Raw genomic sequence first — 20,586 nt, 5'->3', positions numbered from 1 at the left:
CCGCCGACTCCGTGGCGACGTGGGTAATCGATCTTCAGTGTGGGGAGCTCTGAATGTCTGACATGCCAGACCCCGTGGCGTCCTTCATCGTTGGCGAGATCCGCCGGGCGCGGGGCGCGGCCGGCATGACGCAAGAGGCATTCGGTCGCGGCGCAGGCTTCAGTGCCTCCCACGTCAGCGCCGTTGAGGGCGGCACTCGGGCATTGACCTTGGACTTCGCCCGAGGCGCCGACCGCGCGCTGAGCAACGGTGGCCTGTTCGAGCGACTGGCGACGAAGCTCGGCACACCGTCCTGGTTCCTGCCATGGCTCGACGCCGAACGCGGTGCGACGCAGCTCCGCTACTTCGAGCCCAACCTGATCCCGGGCCTGTTGCAAAGCGAGGCATACGCTCACGCCGTCCTACGACTCGACCCCCGCCTGACCGATGACGAGGTGGATCGCCGGGTCGCTGGTCGACTTGAACGGCAGGCCATCCTCACACGGGAGTCTCCACCCCAACTCGTCGTGGTCGTCGATGAGGCAGCGATCCGCCGCGCGGGCGACGGGGGTGAGAAAATGATGGCTGGGCAACTCTCGCACCTTGTAGCTTGCGCAGAGCGACCCAACATCAGCGTCCACGTCATCCCGGCCGATGTTGGCCTTCACGCCGGGCTGTCCGGTCCACTGTCCCTGGCCCACATGCCGGACGGCAATTGGATCGGCCACCTCGAAAGCCAGCTAGGCGGCGATGTCGTGGACCGGCCAGCCGACCTCGATACGCTTTTCGAGCGGTGGGAGAGCGTCCGCACCGAGGCCCTACCCCGGCGACAGTCCCTAGACCTCCTCAAGGAAGTGGCGAATCGATGGACCTGAACGGCGCGCGGTGGCGCAAGGCGACCCGTAGCGGCACCAGCGGCGGCAACTGTGTTGAGGTAGCCGACAATCTTCCCGGCGTCGTCGGTGTCCGCGACTCGAAGAACCCGACCAGCCCGGCGCTGACCTTCGCCCCGTCCGCGTGGCGTGCCTTCGTCACCCAGCTCTGCGATCGGACCTGAGCCGGACGCGTGCAAGCGCCCGTCCCTTCGGGGGGCGGGCGCATTGCGTTGGCAGCGCGACACGTCGACATGGCACAGCGCTGTGAGCAAGCGCCGGGAGGTAGGTCGCTCGCCGGTCGCCCGCCGGGCCGCCTACAACTACGGAGATGTTGCTGCCTCGCAGTGGCTTGACGCGACAACATCCCTGATGTTGTCGCCGTTCTCGGCCAGCTACGGCGTCAGGTGTCCGGCAGCAGCCCTCAGTAGGCTGACCTGGGGCCGCTCGACTGGGCCAGGGCGTCGAGCAACTCGGCCTCTCGGCCGGCGCTCAGGCCGGCACGCCGGTCACGGTTCAGCCCCGCCTCGCGCTCCCACGCAAGGGTGTCCGCCAGCAGGTCTGGGCGTGGCCGGTGCCGCAGCCCGGCGGCGACCGCCGCCGCGCCGCTACGCGCCGACCAGCCGGACCAGCCCGGCTCGACAAGCCACATCGGCAGCGACTCCGGGCCCATGTACTGGGCCACGCCCTGGGCCACCAGCCAGTCGGCGTCGACGTCGACCACCGGGCCGGTGTGCCCGCCGATGGCGCGGCACCGGGCGACCCATTCACCGAAGGGCACCACCGGACCGACCGCGTTGAACGTGCCGACCGTCCCGGCCGTCGCACTGTCGAGCAGCCAGGCGGCCAGATCGCGCACGTCGACCACCTGGGTCGACAGATCGGGGGTACGGGGTACCAGCATGGGTTCCTCGGGGGCGCGGGCGGCGCGGGCGACCCAGTAGCCGGAGCGATCGGTGTGGTCGCCGGGGCCGCCGATCAGCCCGGCGCGGGCCACCAGCAACCGGTCTCCCACCTCGGTGGTGGAGAGCTGCTCGCAGGCCACCTTCGCCTCGCCGTACTCCGCACGGTCGACCTCGTCGCGGACCGTTGCCGGCAGGGTGGCCGCCGACTCGTCGGCGCCGGGTGTGTCGTGGCGGGCGTAGGCGCTGACGGACGAGACGTAGCTCCAGTGGCGGGCCCGGTCGCCCAGTGCGCGCAGGGCCTGCCGGACGAAGCCCGGCTGCCACGAGACCTCGATCACCGCGTCCCAGTCCCGGTCGCGCAACACGTCGTACGCTGCGGGGTCGCGGCGGTCCGCCGCGATCAGGGTCGCGCCGTCCGGTGCCGCTCCGCTCTCCCCACGGGCCAGGCAGGTGACGGCGTGTCCCCGCGCGACCGCCTGCCGGGCCACCTCCTGCCCCAGCCATGCCGTGCCGCCGAGCACCAGTGTCTGCATGGCACCCAGCCAAGCAGGGGTGGCGCGGCGCGGCCAAGCATCTCTGCCGTGGGCAGAACACGGGGCCGTCGGCGCCGTCCGGCTGCTCTAGCCTCGTCTGATGACCGCCATGATGGAGCACTCCACGAGCATCGCGGACCTCCCTGCCGGCCCGGTGGAGTATCGGTTGGAGCAGCGCGGGGAGGCGGTCGTCGTGGTGTTTCACGGCGGTCACATGCGCGCCGGGCTGACCCTGGACGAGCGGGTCTACGACGAGGCGGACGCGTCAGTGCTGGCGCCGTCACGGCCGGGGTACGGCCGCACCCCTGTCACCACCGGGACCACCGTGCCCGGCTTCGCCGACGTGACTGCCGACCTGTGCCGGCACCTGGGCGTCGAGCGGGTCACGGCGGCGGTCGGCATCTCTGCCGGCGGGCCGACCGCGGTGGCCTTCGCGGCCCGTCACCCGACCCTTGTGGAGCGGCTGATTCTGCAAAGCGCGGTGGGGCCGCTGCCCTATCCGGACCGCCGTAGTACTCGCCTGTTGGCGGGGTTGATGTTCTCGCCCGGCACCGAGGGAGCTACGTGGGGCGGGATGCGGGCACTGCTGCGCCGCGCGCCGGACCGTGGCCTGCGGCAGATGCTCTCCGGCCTGGCCACCCTCCCGGCGGACCAGGTGCTGGCGGGTCTGACCCCGGCGCAGCGTACCCAGTTGGTCTGGCTCTTCTCCCGGATGCGTTCCGGCGCAGGGTTCCGCAACGACCTGCGCCCCCGCGAGGATCTCACCGGGCAGGTCACCCAACCGGCCCTGGTGATCGCCAGCCGCCGGGACGGTGCGGTGTCCTTCGCGCACGCCGAGGCTTTGGTTGCCGGGATACCCCGGGCCGAGCTGATCGAGAGCCAGGCGGATCATCACTTCTACGAGTTCGCCGCCGACTGGCCGACCATCAGCGCCAGGATGCGTGCCTTCCTGGCGGCCGACCTGAAACGCTGAGCACGGTGCCGACCCGAGTCCGCCCGGTCGACACCGTGCCCGCAGCGTGGTCCGCAATCTGGTGGAGAAGACGTGATGTCGAAGGTCGTCATTCGGGCCGCCGCCGTCGCTGGCGTGGCAGGAACCCTCGTCTCGGTCTTCGGCCTGCCCTGGGCCTGGTACGGAGACCGGGCCGTCCGCCTCACCGAGTTTCCGGGATGGGCCTGGTACGTCGGCGCGGCCGTCCTGCTCAACGTGGTCACCGCGTGGACGATCACCGACCCGGGCCGGCGAGGGTGGCTGCCGCTGGTGGCCGGTGGGCTCGGTGTCGTCACGATCGTGGCCGCAGGCGTTGTCATGACCACCTACGCCGAGGTGTTCCTCGGCCCGGTCGTCCCCGCGGTCCGTCCGTCGCTCGGACCTGGCGGACCGGTCGCGGTGTTGGCGGGACTCGCCAGCCTGACCGCCGTGGTCGCCTCCCGGTTCAGTCGCTCCAGGTGACCCGGGGCGGCAGGGCGAGGAAGTCGGCGTACCGGTGCAGCGCCTGCTCGATCTGCTCGCGGCGGGCCGGGCCGAGGTCGGCCAGCGGTTTCACGGTGAGGGTGACGCGGGTCTTGGCCAGGCTGCGTTTCCAGGTGCCGACCACCCGGCCCCCGACCACGACTGTGGCCTGGAAGACACCGTTGCCACCGGGGATGATGGCCTGCTTGTGCTCCGGGTCGAGCATCAGCGCGCGGTCCTTGTAGCCGAGCAGGTACTCGTCGAAGCCGGGCAGGGTCAGCACGTCGTCCACCACGGCGCGGGGTGCGTCCAGCAGCGGCGTGTGCAGCACCGCCTCGACGCCGTCGACCAGGACTGTGGTCAGGTCCGCGCCGGCGGCGGCGATGCCGCGTTTGGCGTCGGCAGCGGTCAGGCCCGTCCAGCCGGCGAAGTCCTGCCGGGTGGTGGGGCCGTGGCTGCGGAAGTAGCGCAGCGCCAGGGTGGCCAGCGCCTCGTCGCGGTCGAGCTGCCGCTGGCCGGGTGCCCACTCGTCGAGCAGCGCGAAGGTCTGCTCGGTGCCGATGTTGGGGGCGATGCAGGTGACCCCGCGCTGGGCCGCGTACCACAGCAGGTGGTAGCCGCGCTGGCCAGCGCCGTCGATGCCGGCCGCTACCAGGGCGGCCACGCACTCGGTGCGGGTCAGCCGGCCGCCTCCGGTGAGGGCTGCACCCAGTACGTCGGCCGCGCGGTCCGCCTCCGCCTCCGCCAGGCCGAGGAACTCACGTCGCTTCGCCGCGCCGGTGAGCGTGCGTACGCCGGTCAGCTCCAGCAGCCAGCGGGCATCAAGGGCCGGCACCAGGTGGATGGTGCCGCGCATCGGCCAGGTCCGCAGTGCCTCCCGGCGTTCCAACGCGGCGTGCACCTCGGCATGGGTGAACCCGGGCAGCCTCACGCCAAGCGACCACATGCCGCTCGCCAGATCCTGTGCCTGCATGGCGCCGAACCACTCCACCACCTCGGCCACGGTCGTCGGCGCGACGGCGGTGGGATGGGGGCGCAGCAGCAGGCTGGTCATCCGCAGCGCGAGGGCCTCGGAGCCGCTCAGCGCGATCGTGCCGGGTGGTGCCACGTCGTCGGCCGCCTTCCATTCGGTGGTCGACGGCAGCATAGGTGCGGGCACCGACAACACGAACTGCCCGGTGGCCGAGCGGCTCCCCTGATCGCGCTACGCCAACGTCATTGGTGGCGGAGCGCGATCCCCCGTTCAGGTCGACCGGTGCGGGGCGGCGACGGGGATCGCCGGCACCGGTGTCATCAGGATGACGTTTTCCTACGTGTCCGAGAACTGTGAACCACGCAACTTGCGGATATCTTGAGCAAGCCGCGGGGTCAGCCCCGGCGCGGCGGCGGCACGCGGACGGCGGCCATGCCCGCCGCGGTCGCCGCCGCGATGCCCAGGTCCGCGTCCTCGAAGACCAGGCAGGACCTCGCCGGTACGCCGAGCAGTTCGGCGGCGCGCAGGAACGGCTCCGGGTCGGGCTTGGGGCGGGCGTAGTCGCCCGCACAGACCAGCACGTCGAATCGGTCGCGGATGCCCAGCGCGTCGAGCGAGGCGGTGACCGCCTCGCGGGTGCTGCCGGAGACCACGGCGAACGGGATGCGTCCGTGCGCGTCGTCGATGTGCCGCAGCACACCGGGGATGCCGGTGGCGGTGGGCAGCAACTGCTGGAAACGCGTCTCGCGGTGGGCGACGACCGTCTCCACCGGCATGTTCAGGCCGTGCTGCTCGTTGAGGGCGACGACGATGTCCGCGGTCGGCCGCCCGGCCCAGGCGTAGAAGAGGTCTTCGGGGAAGGCGCAGCCCCACCGGTCGAGGGTGTCCCGCCACGCGGTGTAGTGCTGGGGCATCGAGTCGACGATCGTGCCGTCGCAATCGAACAGGTAAGCCTGGAACTCGCCGGTCGGCAGGGGCAGCATCACCGGCCCAGGTTATCCGGCGGTGCGCGACGGTCGCCGCGCCGCTCAGAGCCGCCGATACATCACCAGCAGGTCGACGTAGCCCTCGGCGGAGTGTCGGAAGCCCTCCGGGATCCGGCCCACCACCTCGAAGCCGAGCGACCGCCACAGCGCCACCGCCCGGGTGTTGACCGCCACCACCGCGTTGAACTGCATCGCCCGGTAGCCGTCGGCGCGGGCCAGGTCCAGCACGTACTCGGCGAGGGCCCGCCCGATGCCGCGCCCGGCCGCCGCCGGAGCGACCATGAAACTGGCATTGGCGACGTGTGCCCCCGGGCCGAGCTGGTTGGGGGTCAGCTTCGCCGAGCCGAGGACCGTGCCGTCGGTGTCGACCGCGACCACGGTGCGCCCGGGCGGAGCGACCAGCCACATCTGCCGGGCCCGCGCCTCGTCGACGTCCCGGGGCCAGGTGTACGTCTCACCCGCGACGACGATCTCCCGCAGGAAGGGCCAGATGCCGGGCCAGTCGTCGGGGGTCGCGATCCTGATCTCCATCGCCGGTCAGCCTGCCACCCCGCCGCCGGCCCCGGCCACCGGATATCCGCCCGCCGGGCACGGCGCACCGCCCAATGTTTGTCGCGGCAAGCATCGGGTAGTCGCCGGAGCTGATCCCGAGAAGGAAGGACTAGTGATGGCGGCACAGGTCAAGGTGGCGGTGATCTACTACAGCGCCACGGGCATCACCTACCAGATGGCGCAGGCTGCCTGCGAGGCCGCCGGTGAGGCGGGCGCGGAGGTGCGGCTGCGCAAGGTACGCGAGCTGGCGCCGGACGAGGCGATCCGCTCCAACTCGGGATGGCAGGCACACCGGATGGAGACCCAGGATGTGGAGGAGGCACAGCCGGACGACCTGAGCTGGGCGGACGTGGTGATCTTCGGTTCACCGACCCGCTACGGCCTGATCGCCGCTCAGCTCAAGCAGTTCATCGACACCACCGGCCCGCTGTGGGCCCAGGGGGCGCTGGCGAACAAGGTCTACTCGGCCTTCACCTCCACCGCCACGGAGCACGGTGGGCAGGAGTCGACGCTGCTCTCGCTGTTCCACGTCTTCTACCACTGGGGCGGGATCGTGGTCACCCCCGGGTACACCGAGCCGAGTCAGTTCACCGCCGGCAACCCGTACGGTGCCTCGCACACCAGCAACAACGGCGAGACCGCACCCGACCACGTGGCGCTGGGCGCGATGGCGCTGACCGCCAAGCGGGCGGTACACATCGGCGCGGCGCTCAAGCAGGGCATGACCGGCTGAGCGGTCCGACACGACAGGACCGACGGTCCGGGCGGGGGCTCTCATACCCGCCCGGACCGTCGGCCATCGACAGCGCTACCCGGGATCGGGCCGGCTATGCCTGTGCCGCCGGGGACAACTCACCGGCCGGTGCGGGCAGCAGCTCGCGCAGCAGGTCGGTCAGCACCGCCACCCCGTCCGGGCTGAGCACCGACTCGGGATGGAACTGCACCCCGGCGAAGCCGCGCCCGCGCAGGGCGTGCACCGCGCCGTCGGCCTCGTCGCGTGCCAGTTCCACCGGCCCGTACGGGCCGTCCAGGCGGTCGGTGGTGGCACGGGCGGTGAAGGTGGCGTAGAAGCCGACCCGGCGGGGCGTGCCAAAGAGGGTGACCGTGCGTTGCAGCCCCTGGTAGGGCGCGTCCCGGCGGTGCACGGGCAGCCCGAGCAGACCGGCGAGGAGCTGGTGACCGAGACAGACGGCGAGCGTCGGGTGCCCGGCATCCAGCAACCGGGTGAGCAGGGCGCGCAGCCTGGTCATCTTCTCCGTGTCGCCGGTCGGGTCACCCGGGCCCGGTCCGACCACCACCAGGTCGTACGCCCGAACCGGCTGTCCGTCCTGCCACGGCTGGACGGTCACCGACAGGCCAAGGGCGTCGAGCTGGTGGGCCAGCATCCCGGTGAAGGTGTCCTCGCCGTCGACGATGAGGGCCCGGCGGCCGGCCAGGGCGGGCAGGGCCAGCGCGCCCGGTGGCCGCTGGTCCAGCCAGAATCGGGCCAGTGGTGCGTTGCGGGCGGCGAGGGCGGCGCGCACCTGCGGATCGTCGGCGAGCCGGTGCGACGCGTGCGGCCCAGCCGGCGCCTGCGGTCCGAGACCGAGGGCGGCCAGCACGCCGGCGGCCTTGGCGTGGGTCTCCGCGACCTCGGCGGCGGGAGTGGAGTGGCGGACCAGGGTCGCGCCGACCGGTACCCGCAGCTCACCGGCGGGAGAGATCTCGGCGGTACGGATCAGGATCGGCGCGTCGAGGCTCTGCCGGCCCGTCTCGTCGTGGCCGAGCAGGGCCAGCACCCCGGAGTAGTAGCGGCGTCCGGCGCGTTCGTGTCGGGCGATCACCCGGCAGGCGTTCTCCATCGGGCTGCCGGTCACCGTCGGCGCGAACATCGTCTCCCGCAGCACCTCGCGGACGTCCTTCGTGCCCCGTCCGGCCAGCAGGTACTCGGTATGCGCCAGATGCGACATCTCCTTGAGGTAGGGCCCGACGACCTGCCCACCGTGCTCGGCGACGGTGGCCATCATCTTCAACTCCTCGTCGAGGACCATGTACAGCTCTTCGGTTTCCTTGGTGTCGGCGAGAAAACGCAGCAGCGCTGCCCGGTCGGCGGCGGCGCCGGTGTGCCGGAACGTGCCGCTGATCGGGTTCATCAGCACCAGACCGTCGTCGACGCTGACGTGCCGCTCCGGGCTGGCGCCGACCAGGGTGCGCGCCCCGGTGTGCACCACGAACGTCCAGTACGCTCCGCGCTCGCGGATCAGCAGCGAACGCAGCGCGGCCAGCGCGGCGGCCAGCGGGCCGCCCTGCACCTGGGCGCGCAGGGTGCGGTGGATGACGAAGTTCGCGCCCTGTCCATGGCCGATCTCGTCGCTCAGCACCCGGGCCACGATGGCGGCGTACTCGTCGTCGCTGATGTCGAACGCGGCGCCGGTGGTGCGGATGGGCGCGGTCGGCAGCGCGTCGAGGACACCGGCCAGCGGCAGCCGGTGGTGGTGGTCGATGCGGAGGCATTCCAGTGGTACCCCGTCGTCGGCACAGGCGAAGCCCCGCTCGGCGACCTGCCGGTACGGCACCAGGGCCAGCGTCGCCGGGCCGGCGGTGGCGGCGGGCAGAGGGATGTCGGCGAGCCGGTCGACGGTCGTCACGGTGCCGGTGAACAGGTCGAGATGTTCGGCGCCGTCACGGCGTAACAGGGCGAACGGGCCGGGATCGAAGCCGGCGGCGAGCGTGTTGAGCAGGTCGGTGAGCTGGTGCATCGGTCTCCTCGGGCCGGTGACCACCGTCGGGGGCGGCCCGGGGACCGGGAAATGACCGGCGGCCGCCTCGTCGGGCGGCCGCGTGGGATGAAGCTACGCGCGGGGGAGGGCCGCCGGGTCGGCGGGCCACCAGCAGGTCAATCGCGCGAGCATGCGAACACTCTACGCGTCGGGCGGTCGGCGCGGAAGCCGATCGGCGGATCCGGCGCCCGGCAGCGTTGTCGCGTCACGATCACCGGGTACGTTGACCGGCGATGAAGATTCTCGCGCTGGACCTGGGCACCTCGTCGGTGCGTGGGCTCGTGCTGGACGACGCGCAACCGTTGCCGGGAGCGCTGGCTCGTCGCCGCATGGTGGTCACCGTCGACGACGAGGGTGCCGGCACCCTGGACGCCCGTGCCTATCTGGCCTGCCTGATCGAGTGCCTGGACGAGTTGCACGGGCAGGGGTGGCTGGACGGGGTGGAACTGGTGGCGATCAGCGGTCAGTGGCACTCGGTGGTGCCGCTGGGCACCGACGACGAGCCGCTCGGCCCGGTGCTGACCTGGCTGGACACCCGGCCCGAGCCCTCGGCCACGGCGGTCGGCCCGGCCGACCCGGACGCCTTCCACCAGCGCACCGGCACCTGGTGGCACCGCTGTTACTGGTCGGTGCGGCTGCCCTGGCTGCGGGAGCACACCGGTGACCGGGTCGCTCGATTCACCGGACTGGTCGAGTACGTGCTCGGCGGGCTGCTCACCGAGGCGCCGATGTCGATGTCCCAGGCGTCCGGCACCGGCCTGCTGGACCTGCACAACCTCGACTGGGACCCGGAGGCGTGCGCGCTGGCCGGCAGCGACGGTGCCGACCTTCCCGAGTTGGCTCCACGCGGCTGGCACGGGAAGCTGCGCGCCGAGTACGGGCGGCGGTGGCCGGCCCTGGCCCGGGCCCGGTGGTCCGCACCGCTCGGTGACGGTGCCGCCTCCAACGTCGGCTCCGGCTGCATCGACCCCACCCGGGCGGCGGTGACCGTCGGCACCTCCTCGGCGGTGCGGCTGTTGCAGTGGATGCCGACGTCCGCCGAGTCGACAGCCCTGCCGCACCGGTTGTGGCGCTACCGCGTCGACCACGACCATGTGGTGAGCGGGGTGGCGTACTCCTCGGGAGGGAACCTGTTCGCCTGGGCGGACCGGGAACTGCGGCTGCCGAGCGGCCGCGAGTTGGAGGCGGCGCTGGACCTGCTGCCACCCGGCGGCGGTCGGCCGGCCGACGTCCGTTTCGGCGGCGACCGTCCGCCGGGCATGCGCCCGGCCGGGCTGGGTGAGCTGCGGGGACTGGGCTTCGGCACCACTGCCGTGGAGATGCTGGCCGGGCTCATGTACGGGGTGTGCGAGCAGGTCGTCGATGACCTTGAGGTGCTGGAGTCCACGGTCGGTCGGCCGGTGGAGGTGGTCCTCGGCGGCGGCGCGATGGCCGCCTCGACCTGGTGGCGGAGAGCGTTCACAGCGGTGCTGGCCCCCCGGCCGGTCCACTTCGCGCGGCACCCCGAGATCGGGGCCACCGGCGCGGCGTTGGTGGCCACCGGCCGGATCGCCGATGCCGTGGTGGTGGCCGACATCGGCCGGACGGATGATCAAGACTCGGCAACCTCGGCATAGGGTTGCGACCAGCAGTACCCTTCCTGAACCGTTCATAAGGGCAGGGCGTTGACACTGCTCTCGGGCCTGGTTGGATGGACGGCGCTCCCCGGACCGCGGCGGACGCGTGGGGGAGGAGGAGCGGGTGGCTGTAGGACCGGAGCAGACGCACGGGGTGTCGCAGCACCGCCGGCGTCGGTTCGACGTCCGGGTGGTACCCCACCGACGTCGCTCCGCCCTGCGCCTGCGGGACTGGCGGATGCGTACCAAGCTGGCCACGGTGCTGGTCATTCCGTCGGTCGCCTTCCTGGTGCTGGCGGGGGTGCAGACCCAGAGCCTGGTCAGCAGCGCCAACGTGCTGGGTGACTTCGCCGCCCAGGTCGGCATCGGACGCGAGATCACCGCGCTGACCCACCGGTTGCAGATGGAGCGCGACCGTACGGCCGGGGAACTGCCCGCGCTGCGTGACGCCGCCGACGAGGCCGCGAGCGAGGAGCGGCTGGCCGTGTTGCAGCCCTATCGTGACGCCGCCGACCAGGCGGCGGCGGAGCTGCGCGCGGCGGCTGAGCCGTTGGCCGAGGCGGACGCCTCGTGGCGGGACGTCTACGTGGTGGCCTCGCAGGCGTACCAGCAGGTCGGCTACATCCGGAACACGATGACCACGGTGTTGCTCACCGACGACACCATCATCGGTAACTACCACCGGGCGATCGACGCCCTGCTGAATCTGCTCGCCCAGCCGACGCCGGGCGCCGACCGGCCGGAGCTGGCCGACGCGGTGCTGCGCTACGTGCAGTTCGCCCGGGCGAAGGAACTCTCCTCGCGGGTCCGGGCGGAGCTGTACTCGGCGGCCCGTGTCGGCAGCTACGACTCCGAGGACGCGGCCCAGTTGCCCGACCTGCGGGCGCGTCAGCTGACCGCGCTCGGCGCGTTTCGCATCGCGGCGACGAGCGCGCAGGTGACCCGCTACGACGAGATGAGCCTGGACCCCGCCTTTGTCGCCGCCTCCCGGATGGAGGAGCAGGCGCTGTCGCAGGGCGTGTCGGGGTCGGCGGTGCTGGATGCGGAGCAGTGGTGGACGGCCAGCGAGGCCCGCCACGAGCTGTTGCAACGCTTCGAGGCGGAGGTGCTGTCAGCCTCGGCGCGCCAGGCCGACGACGCGAGCGAGACCCAGTTGCGGGAGACGCTGCTGGTCGTCGGCGTGATCATCTCGGTCCTGCTGGTGGCGGTGCTGATCTCGGTGCTGATCGGTCGGTCGCTGGCCCGGTCCATCCGGCTGCTCCGCTCGCAGGCGCTGCGGATCGCGCAGATCGAGCTGCCCGAGGCGCTGGCCCGGCTGCGGTCGGTCTCCGGTGGCGTACCACCGATCGACGTCTCGCCGGCGGTCGTACGGTCGCTCGACGAGATCGGTGAACTGGCCGAGGCGTTCGTCGCGGTGCACCGCAGCGCCGTCGGGGTGGCCGTCGAGCAGGCGAACATGCGGCGCAACGTCAACGCGATGTTCATCAATCTCGCCAGACGCAGCCAGGTGCTGGTGGAGCGGCAACTGGAGCTGCTCGACGACCTGGAGCGCGAGGAGGGCGACCCCGAGCAGCTGGAGAACCTGTTCAAGCTGGACCACCTCGCCGCCCGGATGCGCCGTAACGACGAGAGCCTGCTGGTGCTCGCCGGTACCGAGTCGACCCGCCGGTGGAACCGGCCGATCGGGCTGAGCGCCGTGCTGCTGGCGGCCAGCGCCGAGATCGAGCAGTACCAGCGGGTGCGGCACGAGGCGGTGGCGGATCTGCACGTGGTCGGGCACGCGGTGGGTGAGCTGGTGCACCTGTTGGCCGAGTTGCTGGAGAACGCGACCGCCTTCTCCCGGCCGGACACCATCGTGCAGGTGATGGCCCGGGTGGAGGGGCCGGGGGCGGTGATCGAGATCGCCGACCAGGGCCTCGGGATGAGCGCGACGGCGCTGGCGGAGGCGAATGCGGTGCTGGCCGCCCCGCCGGCCGCCGACGTGGCGACGGTCGAGCGGATGGGTCTGTTCGTGGTCAGTCACCTCGCCGCTCGACACGGCATCGAGGTGCGGTTGCACGGCGGTGCCGGTGGGCTGGTGGCCCGGGTACGCCTGCCGCGTCCGCTGCTCGCCGCAGCGCCGCCGCCGAGTCTGGACCCGGTGCCCGCGCCGCGCGGGCTGCCCGTCGCGACACCTCGCCCGGTCGCCCCGGCCGACCCGGGGCCGGCGGATCTGCCGGTGGCTGGGCGGCGTCCGACCACGGTGCCCCGCCAGGCCCACCCGGTTCCGGTACGCGCCGAGGACGTGCTCGCCCCCGCCGCCGCACCGGCGAGCGGCGGGAGCGGCTGGTGGTCGCGGGAGGGACCCACATCGTCGGTCGCTGCGGTCGGTGCCGGCGCACCGGCGCCGCCGGCCGTGCCGGTGACCGCCGGGACGAACGAACGGGGCCTGCCGATGCGGGTGCCGATGGCCCAGCTCAGTGCGGTGACCCAGTCGGCACGTCCGGAGCAGCAGTCGGCGACCCGCAACGATCCAGACCCGGAAGCCGTCGGCGGGATGTTGTCCAGGTTGTACAGCGGCGTACGGCGGGCCGAGGCTGAGGAGACCACGGAGATACCCGTGCCACCGCTCGGGGCGTGGAGCGAAGGAGGACGGAAGTGACGACGTTGTCGCAGGAGGCTCGCGACCTGAGCTGGCTGGTCAGCGCGTTCGCGGAGCGGGTGCCCGGGGTGGCGCACGCGGTGGTGGTCTCCTCCGACGGGCTGCTGGTCGCGATATCCGACCACCTGCCGCGGGACCACGCCGACAAGCTCGCGGCGGTTACCTCGGGACTGATGAGCATCACCGCCGGTGCCGCCCAGATGTTCGACGGGGACGTGGTGAAGCAGACCGTCGTGGAGATGGGCCGCGGCTACTTCCTGGTGATGCAGGTACGCGACGGCTCGATCCTGGCCACTCTGGCGGCGGCGGACGCCGACATCGGCGTGGTGGGCTACGAGATGGCCCGGCTGGCGAAGCAGGCCGGCGAGATGCTGACCCCGGCCCTGCGCGCCGAACTTCAGCAGGCGCTGCCCCGCTGATCCGGCGGAGTGGTTAGCGGCCGGCTGACGGTGCGTTCACCGGAGGCCGGGCGCGCTGCCGGGGGTGGTGGGTCGGGACGCGACCCACCAGGCGACCGTGGCGGCCACGGCGACGATGCCGCTGAACAGGAACGGCGCCTCGATGCCGGCACGGGCGGCCAGGGCACCACCGGCCAGCGCCCCCAGCGCGGTGCAGCTGTAGGTGACCACGCGGGAGGCGGCGATGACCCGACCGAGCAGCCCGCCCGGCACCAGTCGTTGGCGTACCGACAGCGCGGCGACGTTGAGCACGGCGAACGCGGCGCTGGTGGTGATCACCACGAGCACCGCGACGGCGCGGTGCCCGACGACGGCCAGCAGGACCGGTACGCCGGCGGTGACGGCCATGGACCAGGTCAACACGGACCGGTGGTGGAAGCGGGCGACGAGACGGTCGGCGGCGAACGAGCCGATCAGGCCACCGGCCGCCCCGGTGGCCAGCAGCAGGCCGAAGCCGAACGCGCCGAGGTCGAGGGCGTCGCGGGCGTAGAGCACGAAGATCGCGAACCAGGCGGTGTCCGCGGCGGCCACGGCGGCGGTGACGAACACCAGGGTGCGCAGCATCGGCTGGCGGACGAGCCAGCGCAGGCCGGCCAGTGCGCCGTCGCCGTCGGCGGCCGGCGGAGTATCCCCGGCGGTCGCGGTGGCCCGGTGCGCCAGGGTCAGCGGCAGGGAGAGCACGAGCATCACCGCCAGGGCCAGGGCGGCTCCGTTGACGGCGAACGGGATGGCGGCACCGAGCACGAACAGCAGGGCGCCCACCGGTGGGCCGACGAATTCGTTGCCGACGATCTCCCCGGCGACCAGTCGCCCGTTGGCCTTCTCCAGTTGCGCGTCGGGGACGAGCCTGGGTACGGCGGTCTGGGCGGCGGTGTCCCGGATGGTCTCGCCGACGCCGAGCAGGAACGCGGCGGCGACGACGAGCGCGATGGTGGCCCAGCCCAGGGCGACAGTGGTGGCCAGCGCGGCCAGCACCACGACCCGGCCGGTGTCGGCGGCGGCGAGCAGCGTACGGGTAGCTCGGCGGTCGGCGAGGGCCCCGGCGAGCAGTCCGGAGACGAGCCACGGCAGGAACTGCGCGGCGGCGACGGCACCGACGGCCAGCGGGTCGTCGGTGAGTGCGGCGGCCAGCAGTGGAAAGGCGGCCATCCGGATGCCGTCGCCGAGGTTGGCCAGCGCGGCGGCGCTCCAGAAGGTCCAGAACGGCCGGCCGAGACGGCTGTGCTCACGCATGTGGTGATCGTACGCGCAGCGGCGCCCCGGGTCGGGACGCCGCCGCGCTGACGGGTCAGACCGCGTTGTCCGCGATGACCTGGCGGTACCAGTGGGCGCTGCGCTTGAACACCCGACGCTGGGTCGGGTAGTCGACATAGATCAATCCCCAGCGCTGCTCGTAGCCCTCGGCCCACTCGAAGTTGTCGAGCAGGGACCAGACGTGGAAGCTCTCCAGCGGCACGCCCTCGGCGATGGCCCGGTGGGCGGCGGTCAGGTGGTCGCGGAGGAACGTGACCCGACCGTCGTCCTCGACGGTGCCGTCGGCGCTGAGTTCGTCGGGGGTGGGCAGGCCGTTCTCGGTGACGGTGAGGGGGATCGGCCCGTAGTCGCGGGTGACCCGGGTCAGGATGTCGTACATCCCGTCGGGGTAGATCTGCTGCCACTCCGCCTCGGAGGTGGGCCAGCGGCGTGCCGTGTCGCCGGACGCGGTGACGTAGATCGGGGTGTAGTACTGCACGGCGAGCAGGTCGATCGGGGTGGAGATGATCTCCAGGTCGCCGTCGCGGATGCCGCGGACCATCCGGCTGTCGGGGCCGAGATCGGCCAGCACGTCGGCGGGATAACTACCGGTCAGCGCGGAGTCTAGGTAGAGGCGGTTCTCGTAACCGTCGTAGAGGCGGGCGGCCTCCACGGCGGCGGACGAGTCGTCGGCGGGGTAGCAGGGATGCAGGTTGAAGGCGGGGCCGATGCGGCTTTTCACCCCGCTGGCCCGCAGGGCGCCGACGGCGAGGCCGTGGGCGAGCTGGAGGTGGTGTGCGACCAGGTACGCCGCGTCGGGGTCCTGCCGGCCGGGGGCGTGGTGGCCGAAGAGGTAGCCGTTCTGCACCACGGTCTTGGGCTCGTTGATGGTCAGCCAGACCGGCACCCGGTCACCGAGGGCGTCGAAGACGATGGTGGCGTAGTCGGCGAAGCGTTGGGCGACGTCACGGGACTCCCAGCCGCCGGTGTCCTGCAGGCTCTGCGGCAGGTCCCAGTGGAACAGCGTGGCCATCGGGGCGATTCCGCGTTCGTGCAGACCGTCGACGAGACGACGGTAGAAGTCGAGGCCGCGTTGGTTGGCGGCGCCGGTTCCGTCGGGCTGGATGCGCGGCCAGGAGATGGAGAACCGGTAGCTGCGCAGCCCCAGGTCGCGCATCAGATCGAGGTCTTCGGCATAGCGTTGGTAGTGGTCGGCGGCCACGTCGCCGGTGTCCCCGTTGCGGATGCGCCCGGGGGTGTGGCTGAACGTGTCCCAGATCGATTCGCCGCGGCCGTCCTCCTTGGCGGCGCCCTCGATCTGGTAAGCGGAGGTCGCGGCGCCCCAACCGAAGTCGGGCGGGAAGGACCGCCGGGTGCTCGGGTTCGACGCGGTGGCCGTCTTGTCGGCCGGGTCGCCGGGCTGGCAGCCGGCGAGACCGGTGGCCGTGGTGGCCGCGGCGGTGCTGCCGAGGACGGCGCTGACCGGAGTGGCGGCGGTGGCCGAGAGCGCCGCGCGGCGCAGCAGGTGCCGCCTGGTGAGTATCGACATGGGTTCTCCTCGTGGATGGGGACGACCGCCTGGCCCGGGAGCGCTCCCAAAAAAGGGTAGACGGTAGGCGGTCCCCGCCGGGTCGAGTCGTCACGAGGGGTGGGGCGGACGGCCTCGGTGGCGGGATGACGTGGGGTGGGGGAGGGCGCTGTGCCGGTCGGGCAGGTGGTGCGAGCGGGACCGGGTGCGCCGAGTACCGCGGGCGGACCGGTGGTGCGCGCCCGGGCGGTCGGCGGGGCGTCGCGGATGGCGGTCGGCGGGGCGGGTCGACTGCCGTGCGGGGCGCGCGGGTGGTGCGCGTCTGACCCGTCGGCCTCTTTTCCCATCGTGAACGGGGGTTTAGTGTGGGGACGGGGGAGGGCAACCCCCGTCCCCACCGTGTTGCGGTACACGCACGTTCGGATTGGCGTCCCAGTTGTGCGTGTCGCGCGGGAGCCGGGCCACGCGAGTGGCTGAGGATCCACCTCCCTCCACTATGGTGGGGTGACGGCTGACGGCGGTGTCCGGGCTGGCCCGCCGTCGGCCTGTGGTCTGTTCCCCGGAGCCGTGGGCACGACCCCGAGTGATATTCCGGGTGGAACTCTGTCGATGGAAGCGCTCCCATCGACGTTGCTGCGACTGTAACGCCCGTCACGGCTTTGTGAAAGCCCCAAAACGAGATCGAAACAAGTCGGTGTTTCCGGAAGTTCCCTTGCTGGCATTGGGAGCGCTTCCATGGCACACTGTCGATCGACCGCGCGGAGCCAAGGTACGCGTGAGCGCGGGTCGCCGAGGGCTTCCGGTTCATCCGGTACGGCGTCCTGCCAGCAGCGGGAGCAGCTGCCGTCCCGCACGGCGCCCCGCCGCGCCGGCCCGACTCGGGCCGCAGCGACCACCATCCACTGGCACCTCGGCGGACCTGTCGTCCCCCGAGGCGCCACCGCCGGGGCGCCACCGCCACCGGCCTGGTCCGAGGAGACACCGCGCAGATGAGAAACCTGGCTAGACGTCGGCGCCTGGCGTGGCTCGCCGCCGCGGCGCTGGCGATCGGTGGGGCGACCGTCCCCGCCGCCGCCGCACAGGCCGCACCGGCCTGCGACGTGGTTTATACGACAAATGACTGGAGCAACGGCTTCACCGCCAACGTCACCATCAGAAACACCGGCGACGCGATCAACGGGTGGACCCTGAAGTTCGCCTTCCCCGGCAACCAGCGGGTCACTCAGGGCTGGTCGGCCCGGTGGAGCCAGAGCGGCAACGAGGTCACCGCCGTCAACGAAGCCTGGAACGGCAACATCCCGGCCGGCGGCAGCACCAGCATCGGCTTCAACGGCTCCCACTCCGGCACCAACGGGAAGCCGACCTCGTTCTCGGTCAACGGGGTCACCTGTGGTGGCACGGCGCAGCAGCCCCCGACGGTCAGCCTGTCGGTGCCCGCCGGCCCGTTCACGGCCCCGGCGACCGTGCCGCTGACCGCCACCGCCAGCGACCCGGACGGCACCGTCGCCCGGGTCGAGTTCTACCGCAACGGGCTGCTGGTCAACACCGACACCAGCGCGCCGTACGCGTACACCCTGGAGAGCCTGCCGGCCGGTGACTACACCGTGCAGGCCAGGGCGTACGACAACAGCGGTCTGTCGGCGATCGCCGAGCGGTCGTTCACCGTCGCCGGCGCCACCTCGCCGGCCCTGGTCGCCACGCCGACCGCGGTGACCGTCCCCGAGGGCGGCAGTTCGACGTTCAACCTCAAGCTGAACCGGGCGCCCACCGCCAACGTCGCGGTGAGCCTGGCGCGTACCGGCGACACGGACGTCACCGTCACGCCGACCTCGGCGACGCTGACCACGTCGAACTGGAACACCGGCGTCAACGTGACCGTCCGGGCCGCGGAGGACGAAGACACCGTCGGCGGCACCGCCACGGTCACCGCCTCGGCCACCGGCCACACGCCGGCGACCGTCACGGTCACCGAAATCGACAACGACGTGCCCGGCGGCGACGGCGAGTACGTGCAGCGCTTCCTCACCCAGTACAACAAGATCAAAAACTCGGGCTACTTCAGCCCGGAGGGCGTGCCGTACCACTCCATCGAGACGCTCATCGTCGAGGCGCCGGACCACGGCCACGAGACCACCTCCGAGGCGTTCAGCTTCTGGCTGTGGCTGGAGGCCTACTACGGTCGGGTGACCCAGAACTGGGCGCCGTTCAACAGCGCCTGGACGGTGATGGAGAAGTACATCATCCCGTCCGACGCCGACCAGCCGACCGCCGGCTCCGCCGGTGACGCCACCTACGCCGCCGAGCACGACCTGCCCAGCCAGTACCCGTCGCAGCTGGACTCGAACGTGCCGGTCGGCCAGGATCCGCTGCGCGCGGAACTGCGGTCTACCTACAACACCGGCTCCATCTACGGCATGCACTGGCTGCTGGACGTCGACAACGTCTACGGCTACGGCCGCTGCGGCGACGGCACCACCCGCCCCGCGTACATCAACACCTTCCAGCGGGGCACCCAGGAGTCGGTGTGGGAGACCGTGCCGCAGCCGTCCTGCGACACCTTCGCCCACGGCGGTCAGTACGGCTACCTGGACCTGTTCATCAAGGAGAGCCAGGCCCCCGCCAAGCAGTGGAAGTACACCAACGCCCCGGACGCCGACGCGCGCGCCGTGCAGGCCGCGTACTGGGCGCTGACCTGGGCCAAGGAGCAGAACAAGGCAGCCGACGTCGCGGCCACCGTGGCCAAGGCCGCCAAGATGGGTGACTACCTGCGGTACGCCCTGTTCGACAAGTACTTCAAGCGGGTCGGCAACTGCGTCGGGGCCAGCGCCTGCCCGGCCGGCTCCGGCCGCACCTCCGCCCACTACCTGCTCTCCTGGTACTACGCCTGGGGCGGCGCGTACGAGACCAGCCAGAACTGGTCCTGGCGGATCGGCTCCAGCCACAGCCACTTCGGCTACCAGAACCCGTTCGCGGCCTGGGCGCTGACCAACGTCGACGAGCTCAAGCCGCGCTCGCCGACGGCGGCGGCGGACTGGACCAACAGCCTCAACCGGCAGCTGGAGCTCTACACCTGGCTCCAGTCCGCCGAGGGCGGCATCGCCGGTGGCGCGACCAACAGCTGGGGCGGTCACTACGGCCAGCCGCCGGCCGGCACGGCCACCTTCTACGGCATGTTCTACGACGAGGACCCGGTCTACAACGACCCGCCGTCGAACCAGTGGTTCGGCATGCAGGCCTGGTCGATGCAGCGCATCGCCGAGCTGTACCTGGTCAGCGGCAACGCCAAGGCCAAGGCGCTGTTGGACAAGTGGGTGCCGTGGGCGATCGCCAACACCACGCTGGGCGCCAACTGGTCCATCCCGTCGGACATGAAGTGGACCGGCCAGCCCAACAACTGGAACCCGAGCAACCCGCAGCCGAACACCAACCTGCACGTCGAGGTGACGGTCAAGGGCCAGGACGTCGGGGTCGCCGCCGCCTACGCCCGCACCCTCATCGCGTACGCGGCGAAGTCGGGCAACACGGCGGCGAAGACCACCGCCAAGGGTCTGCTGGACGCGCTGCACTCGCACAGCGACGCCCAGGGTGTCTCGACGGTGGAGAAGCGTGGCGACTACCGGCGCTTCGACGACGTCTACGACGCCTCCACCGGGCAGGGCCTGTACATCCCGCCGGGCTGGACCGGTGAGATGCCCAACGGTGACGTCATCGCCCCGGGCAAGAGCTTCGTCGACATCCGGTCGTTCTACAAGGACGACCCGGCGTGGCCGAAGGTGCAGGCGTACCTCGACGGTGGGCCGGAGCCCGAGTTCCGTTACCACCGCTTCTGGGCACAGGCGGACGTCGCCATGGCCTACGCCGACTACGGGAAGTTGTTCCCCAACGGCTGAACGAACTCCTCCGGGTGGGTGTGACCCACCCGGAGGCACCGGCCGAGCCTCGGGGGTAGAGGCAGGTCCGGTTGACGGCCTGACACCCACGGTCAGGCCGGGGTGGGTCGGCCCTCTGGCCGACGCAGCGGAGCGGTCGGCCCACCCCACCACCCCGACCCGCCGAGCACGGCGCGCACATAGCGAAAAAAAGTGACCGCCCCGGGAT

At 71.8% G+C, this 20,586-nt stretch carries 16 protein-coding genes; 9 read left to right on the top strand and 7 right to left on the bottom strand.

The features are described from left to right. Positions 1-53 precede the first annotated feature (53 nt). Both O7601_RS25745 and O7601_RS25740 read left to right on the top strand, forming a co-directional pair. Positions 54-854, top strand: a complete 801-nt coding sequence (locus tag O7601_RS25745; protein ID WP_281563659.1) for a helix-turn-helix transcriptional regulator — start codon at positions 54-56, stop codon at positions 852-854. After that, positions 845-1,036 carry a DUF397 domain-containing protein gene (locus O7601_RS25740; RefSeq protein ID WP_281563658.1) on the top strand — a complete coding sequence of 64 codons (192 nt, stop codon included), beginning with the start codon at positions 845-847 and terminating at the stop codon, positions 1,034-1,036. The genes O7601_RS25745 and O7601_RS25740 overlap by 10 nt, the downstream gene beginning before the upstream one ends. Before the next feature lie 239 nt (positions 1,037-1,275). Here the strand turns inward: O7601_RS25740 and O7601_RS25735 are convergent, their stop codons facing one another. Next, a complete protein-coding gene (locus tag O7601_RS25735) occupies positions 1,276-2,289 on the bottom strand; it encodes an NAD-dependent epimerase/dehydratase family protein (RefSeq protein WP_281563657.1) in 1,014 nt (337 codons plus the stop codon). A 100-nt stretch (positions 2,290-2,389) separates the two neighbouring features. Here O7601_RS25735 and O7601_RS25730 point away from each other — a divergent pair, with 100 nt between their 5' ends. Then, on the top strand, positions 2,390-3,262 hold the full coding sequence (locus O7601_RS25730) for an alpha/beta fold hydrolase (RefSeq protein ID WP_281563656.1): 873 nt from the start codon (positions 2,390-2,392) through the stop codon (positions 3,260-3,262). Positions 3,263-3,337: 75 nt separating this feature from the next. Further along, positions 3,338-3,742, top strand: a complete 405-nt coding sequence (locus O7601_RS25725) for a hypothetical protein (RefSeq protein ID WP_281563655.1) — start codon at positions 3,338-3,340, stop codon at positions 3,740-3,742. Here O7601_RS25725 and O7601_RS25720 read toward each other — a convergent pair. From O7601_RS25720 to O7601_RS25710, 3 genes are all read right to left on the bottom strand, one after another. Then, the gene (locus O7601_RS25720; RefSeq protein ID WP_281567034.1) at positions 3,726-4,796 is read right to left on the bottom strand and encodes a winged helix DNA-binding domain-containing protein; all 1,071 of its coding nucleotides are present in this window, start codon (positions 4,794-4,796) and stop codon (positions 3,726-3,728) included. The two genes, O7601_RS25725 and O7601_RS25720, sit on opposite strands and share 17 nt — an antisense overlap. A 314-nt stretch (positions 4,797-5,110) precedes the next feature. Next, the gene (locus O7601_RS25715) at positions 5,111-5,698 is read right to left on the bottom strand and encodes an HAD-IA family hydrolase (protein ID WP_348650274.1); all 588 of its coding nucleotides are present in this window, start codon (positions 5,696-5,698) and stop codon (positions 5,111-5,113) included. A 45-nt stretch (positions 5,699-5,743) separates the two neighbouring features. Further along, on the bottom strand, positions 5,744-6,232 hold the full coding sequence (locus O7601_RS25710) for a GNAT family N-acetyltransferase (protein WP_281563653.1): 489 nt from the start codon (positions 6,230-6,232) through the stop codon (positions 5,744-5,746). 136 nt (positions 6,233-6,368) lie between these two features. On the opposite strand from O7601_RS25710, the gene wrbA reads away from it, so the two are divergent. Beyond that, positions 6,369-6,986, top strand: a complete 618-nt coding sequence (gene wrbA / locus O7601_RS25705; protein ID WP_281563652.1) for an NAD(P)H:quinone oxidoreductase — start codon at positions 6,369-6,371, stop codon at positions 6,984-6,986. 94 nt (positions 6,987-7,080) lie between these two features. On the opposite strand, the gene O7601_RS25700 is transcribed toward wrbA, so the two are convergent. Then, positions 7,081-8,991, bottom strand: coding sequence for an anthranilate synthase family protein (locus tag O7601_RS25700; RefSeq protein WP_281563651.1), 1,911 nt, complete (start codon positions 8,989-8,991; stop codon positions 7,081-7,083). Positions 8,992-9,245: 254 nt separating this feature from the next. Here O7601_RS25700 and O7601_RS25695 point away from each other — a divergent pair, with 254 nt between their 5' ends. The 3 genes from O7601_RS25695 (at position 9,246) to O7601_RS25685 (ending at position 13,688) form a co-directional block, all read left to right on the top strand. Beyond that, a complete protein-coding gene (locus O7601_RS25695) occupies positions 9,246-10,628 on the top strand; it encodes an FGGY family carbohydrate kinase (protein WP_281563650.1) in 1,383 nt (460 codons plus the stop codon). A gap of 124 nt (positions 10,629-10,752) precedes the next feature. Beyond that, entirely contained in the window at positions 10,753-13,269 is a 2,517-nt protein-coding gene (locus O7601_RS25690) for a nitrate- and nitrite sensing domain-containing protein (protein ID WP_281563649.1), read from the top strand. Positions 13,270-13,274: 5 nt separating this feature from the next. Next, entirely contained in the window at positions 13,275-13,688 is a 414-nt protein-coding gene (locus O7601_RS25685; RefSeq protein WP_155218583.1) for a roadblock/LC7 domain-containing protein, read from the top strand. A 36-nt stretch (positions 13,689-13,724) separates the two neighbouring features. Here the strand turns inward: O7601_RS25685 and O7601_RS25680 are convergent, their stop codons facing one another. After that, the gene (locus O7601_RS25680; protein WP_281563648.1) at positions 13,725-14,960 is read right to left on the bottom strand and encodes an MFS transporter; all 1,236 of its coding nucleotides are present in this window, start codon (positions 14,958-14,960) and stop codon (positions 13,725-13,727) included. A 55-nt stretch (positions 14,961-15,015) separates the two neighbouring features. Next, positions 15,016-16,509, bottom strand: coding sequence for a GH1 family beta-glucosidase (locus O7601_RS25675; RefSeq protein ID WP_281563647.1), 1,494 nt, complete (start codon positions 16,507-16,509; stop codon positions 15,016-15,018). A 968-nt stretch (positions 16,510-17,477) separates the two neighbouring features. Here O7601_RS25675 and O7601_RS25670 point away from each other — a divergent pair. Further along, entirely contained in the window at positions 17,478-20,378 is a 2,901-nt protein-coding gene (locus O7601_RS25670; RefSeq protein ID WP_281563646.1) for a glycoside hydrolase family 48 protein, read from the top strand. Positions 20,379-20,586 lie beyond the last annotated feature (208 nt).

It is taken from the genome of Verrucosispora sp. WMMD573 (assembly GCF_027497175.1).
GTDB lineage: Bacteria > Actinomycetota > Actinomycetes > Mycobacteriales > Micromonosporaceae > Micromonospora.
This window is presented reverse-complemented; position numbering and strand designations above follow the sequence as displayed.

Bases quoted from the DNA above. Each gene is read 5' to 3' on its own strand.
- O7601_RS25715 (WP_348650274.1), bottom strand. From the start codon at position 5,698: ATGCTGCCCCTGCCGACCGGCGAGTTCCAGGCTTACCTGTTCGATTGC.
- O7601_RS25700 (WP_281563651.1), bottom strand. From the start codon at position 8,991: ATGCACCAGCTCACCGACCTGCTCAACACGCTCGCCGCCGGCTTCGAT.
- O7601_RS25680 (WP_281563648.1), bottom strand. From the start codon at position 14,960: ATGCGTGAGCACAGCCGTCTCGGCCGGCCGTTCTGGACCTTCTGGAGC.
- O7601_RS25670 (WP_281563646.1), top strand. From the start codon at position 17,478: ATGAGAAACCTGGCTAGACGTCGGCGCCTGGCGTGGCTCGCCGCCGCG.
- O7601_RS25725 (WP_281563655.1), top strand. From the start codon at position 3,338: ATGTCGAAGGTCGTCATTCGGGCCGCCGCCGTCGCTGGCGTGGCAGGA.
- O7601_RS25675 (WP_281563647.1), bottom strand. From the start codon at position 16,509: ATGTCGATACTCACCAGGCGGCACCTGCTGCGCCGCGCGGCGCTCTCG.
- O7601_RS25720 (WP_281567034.1), bottom strand. From the start codon at position 4,796: ATGACCAGCCTGCTGCTGCGCCCCCATCCCACCGCCGTCGCGCCGACG.
- O7601_RS25735 (WP_281563657.1), bottom strand. From the start codon at position 2,289: ATGCAGACACTGGTGCTCGGCGGCACGGCATGGCTGGGGCAGGAGGTG.
- O7601_RS25695 (WP_281563650.1), top strand. From the start codon at position 9,246: ATGAAGATTCTCGCGCTGGACCTGGGCACCTCGTCGGTGCGTGGGCTC.
- O7601_RS25740 (WP_281563658.1), top strand. From the start codon at position 845: ATGGACCTGAACGGCGCGCGGTGGCGCAAGGCGACCCGTAGCGGCACC.
- O7601_RS25710 (WP_281563653.1), bottom strand. From the start codon at position 6,232: ATGGAGATCAGGATCGCGACCCCCGACGACTGGCCCGGCATCTGGCCC.
- wrbA (WP_281563652.1), top strand. From the start codon at position 6,369: ATGGCGGCACAGGTCAAGGTGGCGGTGATCTACTACAGCGCCACGGGC.
- O7601_RS25745 (WP_281563659.1), top strand. From the start codon at position 54: ATGTCTGACATGCCAGACCCCGTGGCGTCCTTCATCGTTGGCGAGATC.
- O7601_RS25730 (WP_281563656.1), top strand. From the start codon at position 2,390: ATGACCGCCATGATGGAGCACTCCACGAGCATCGCGGACCTCCCTGCC.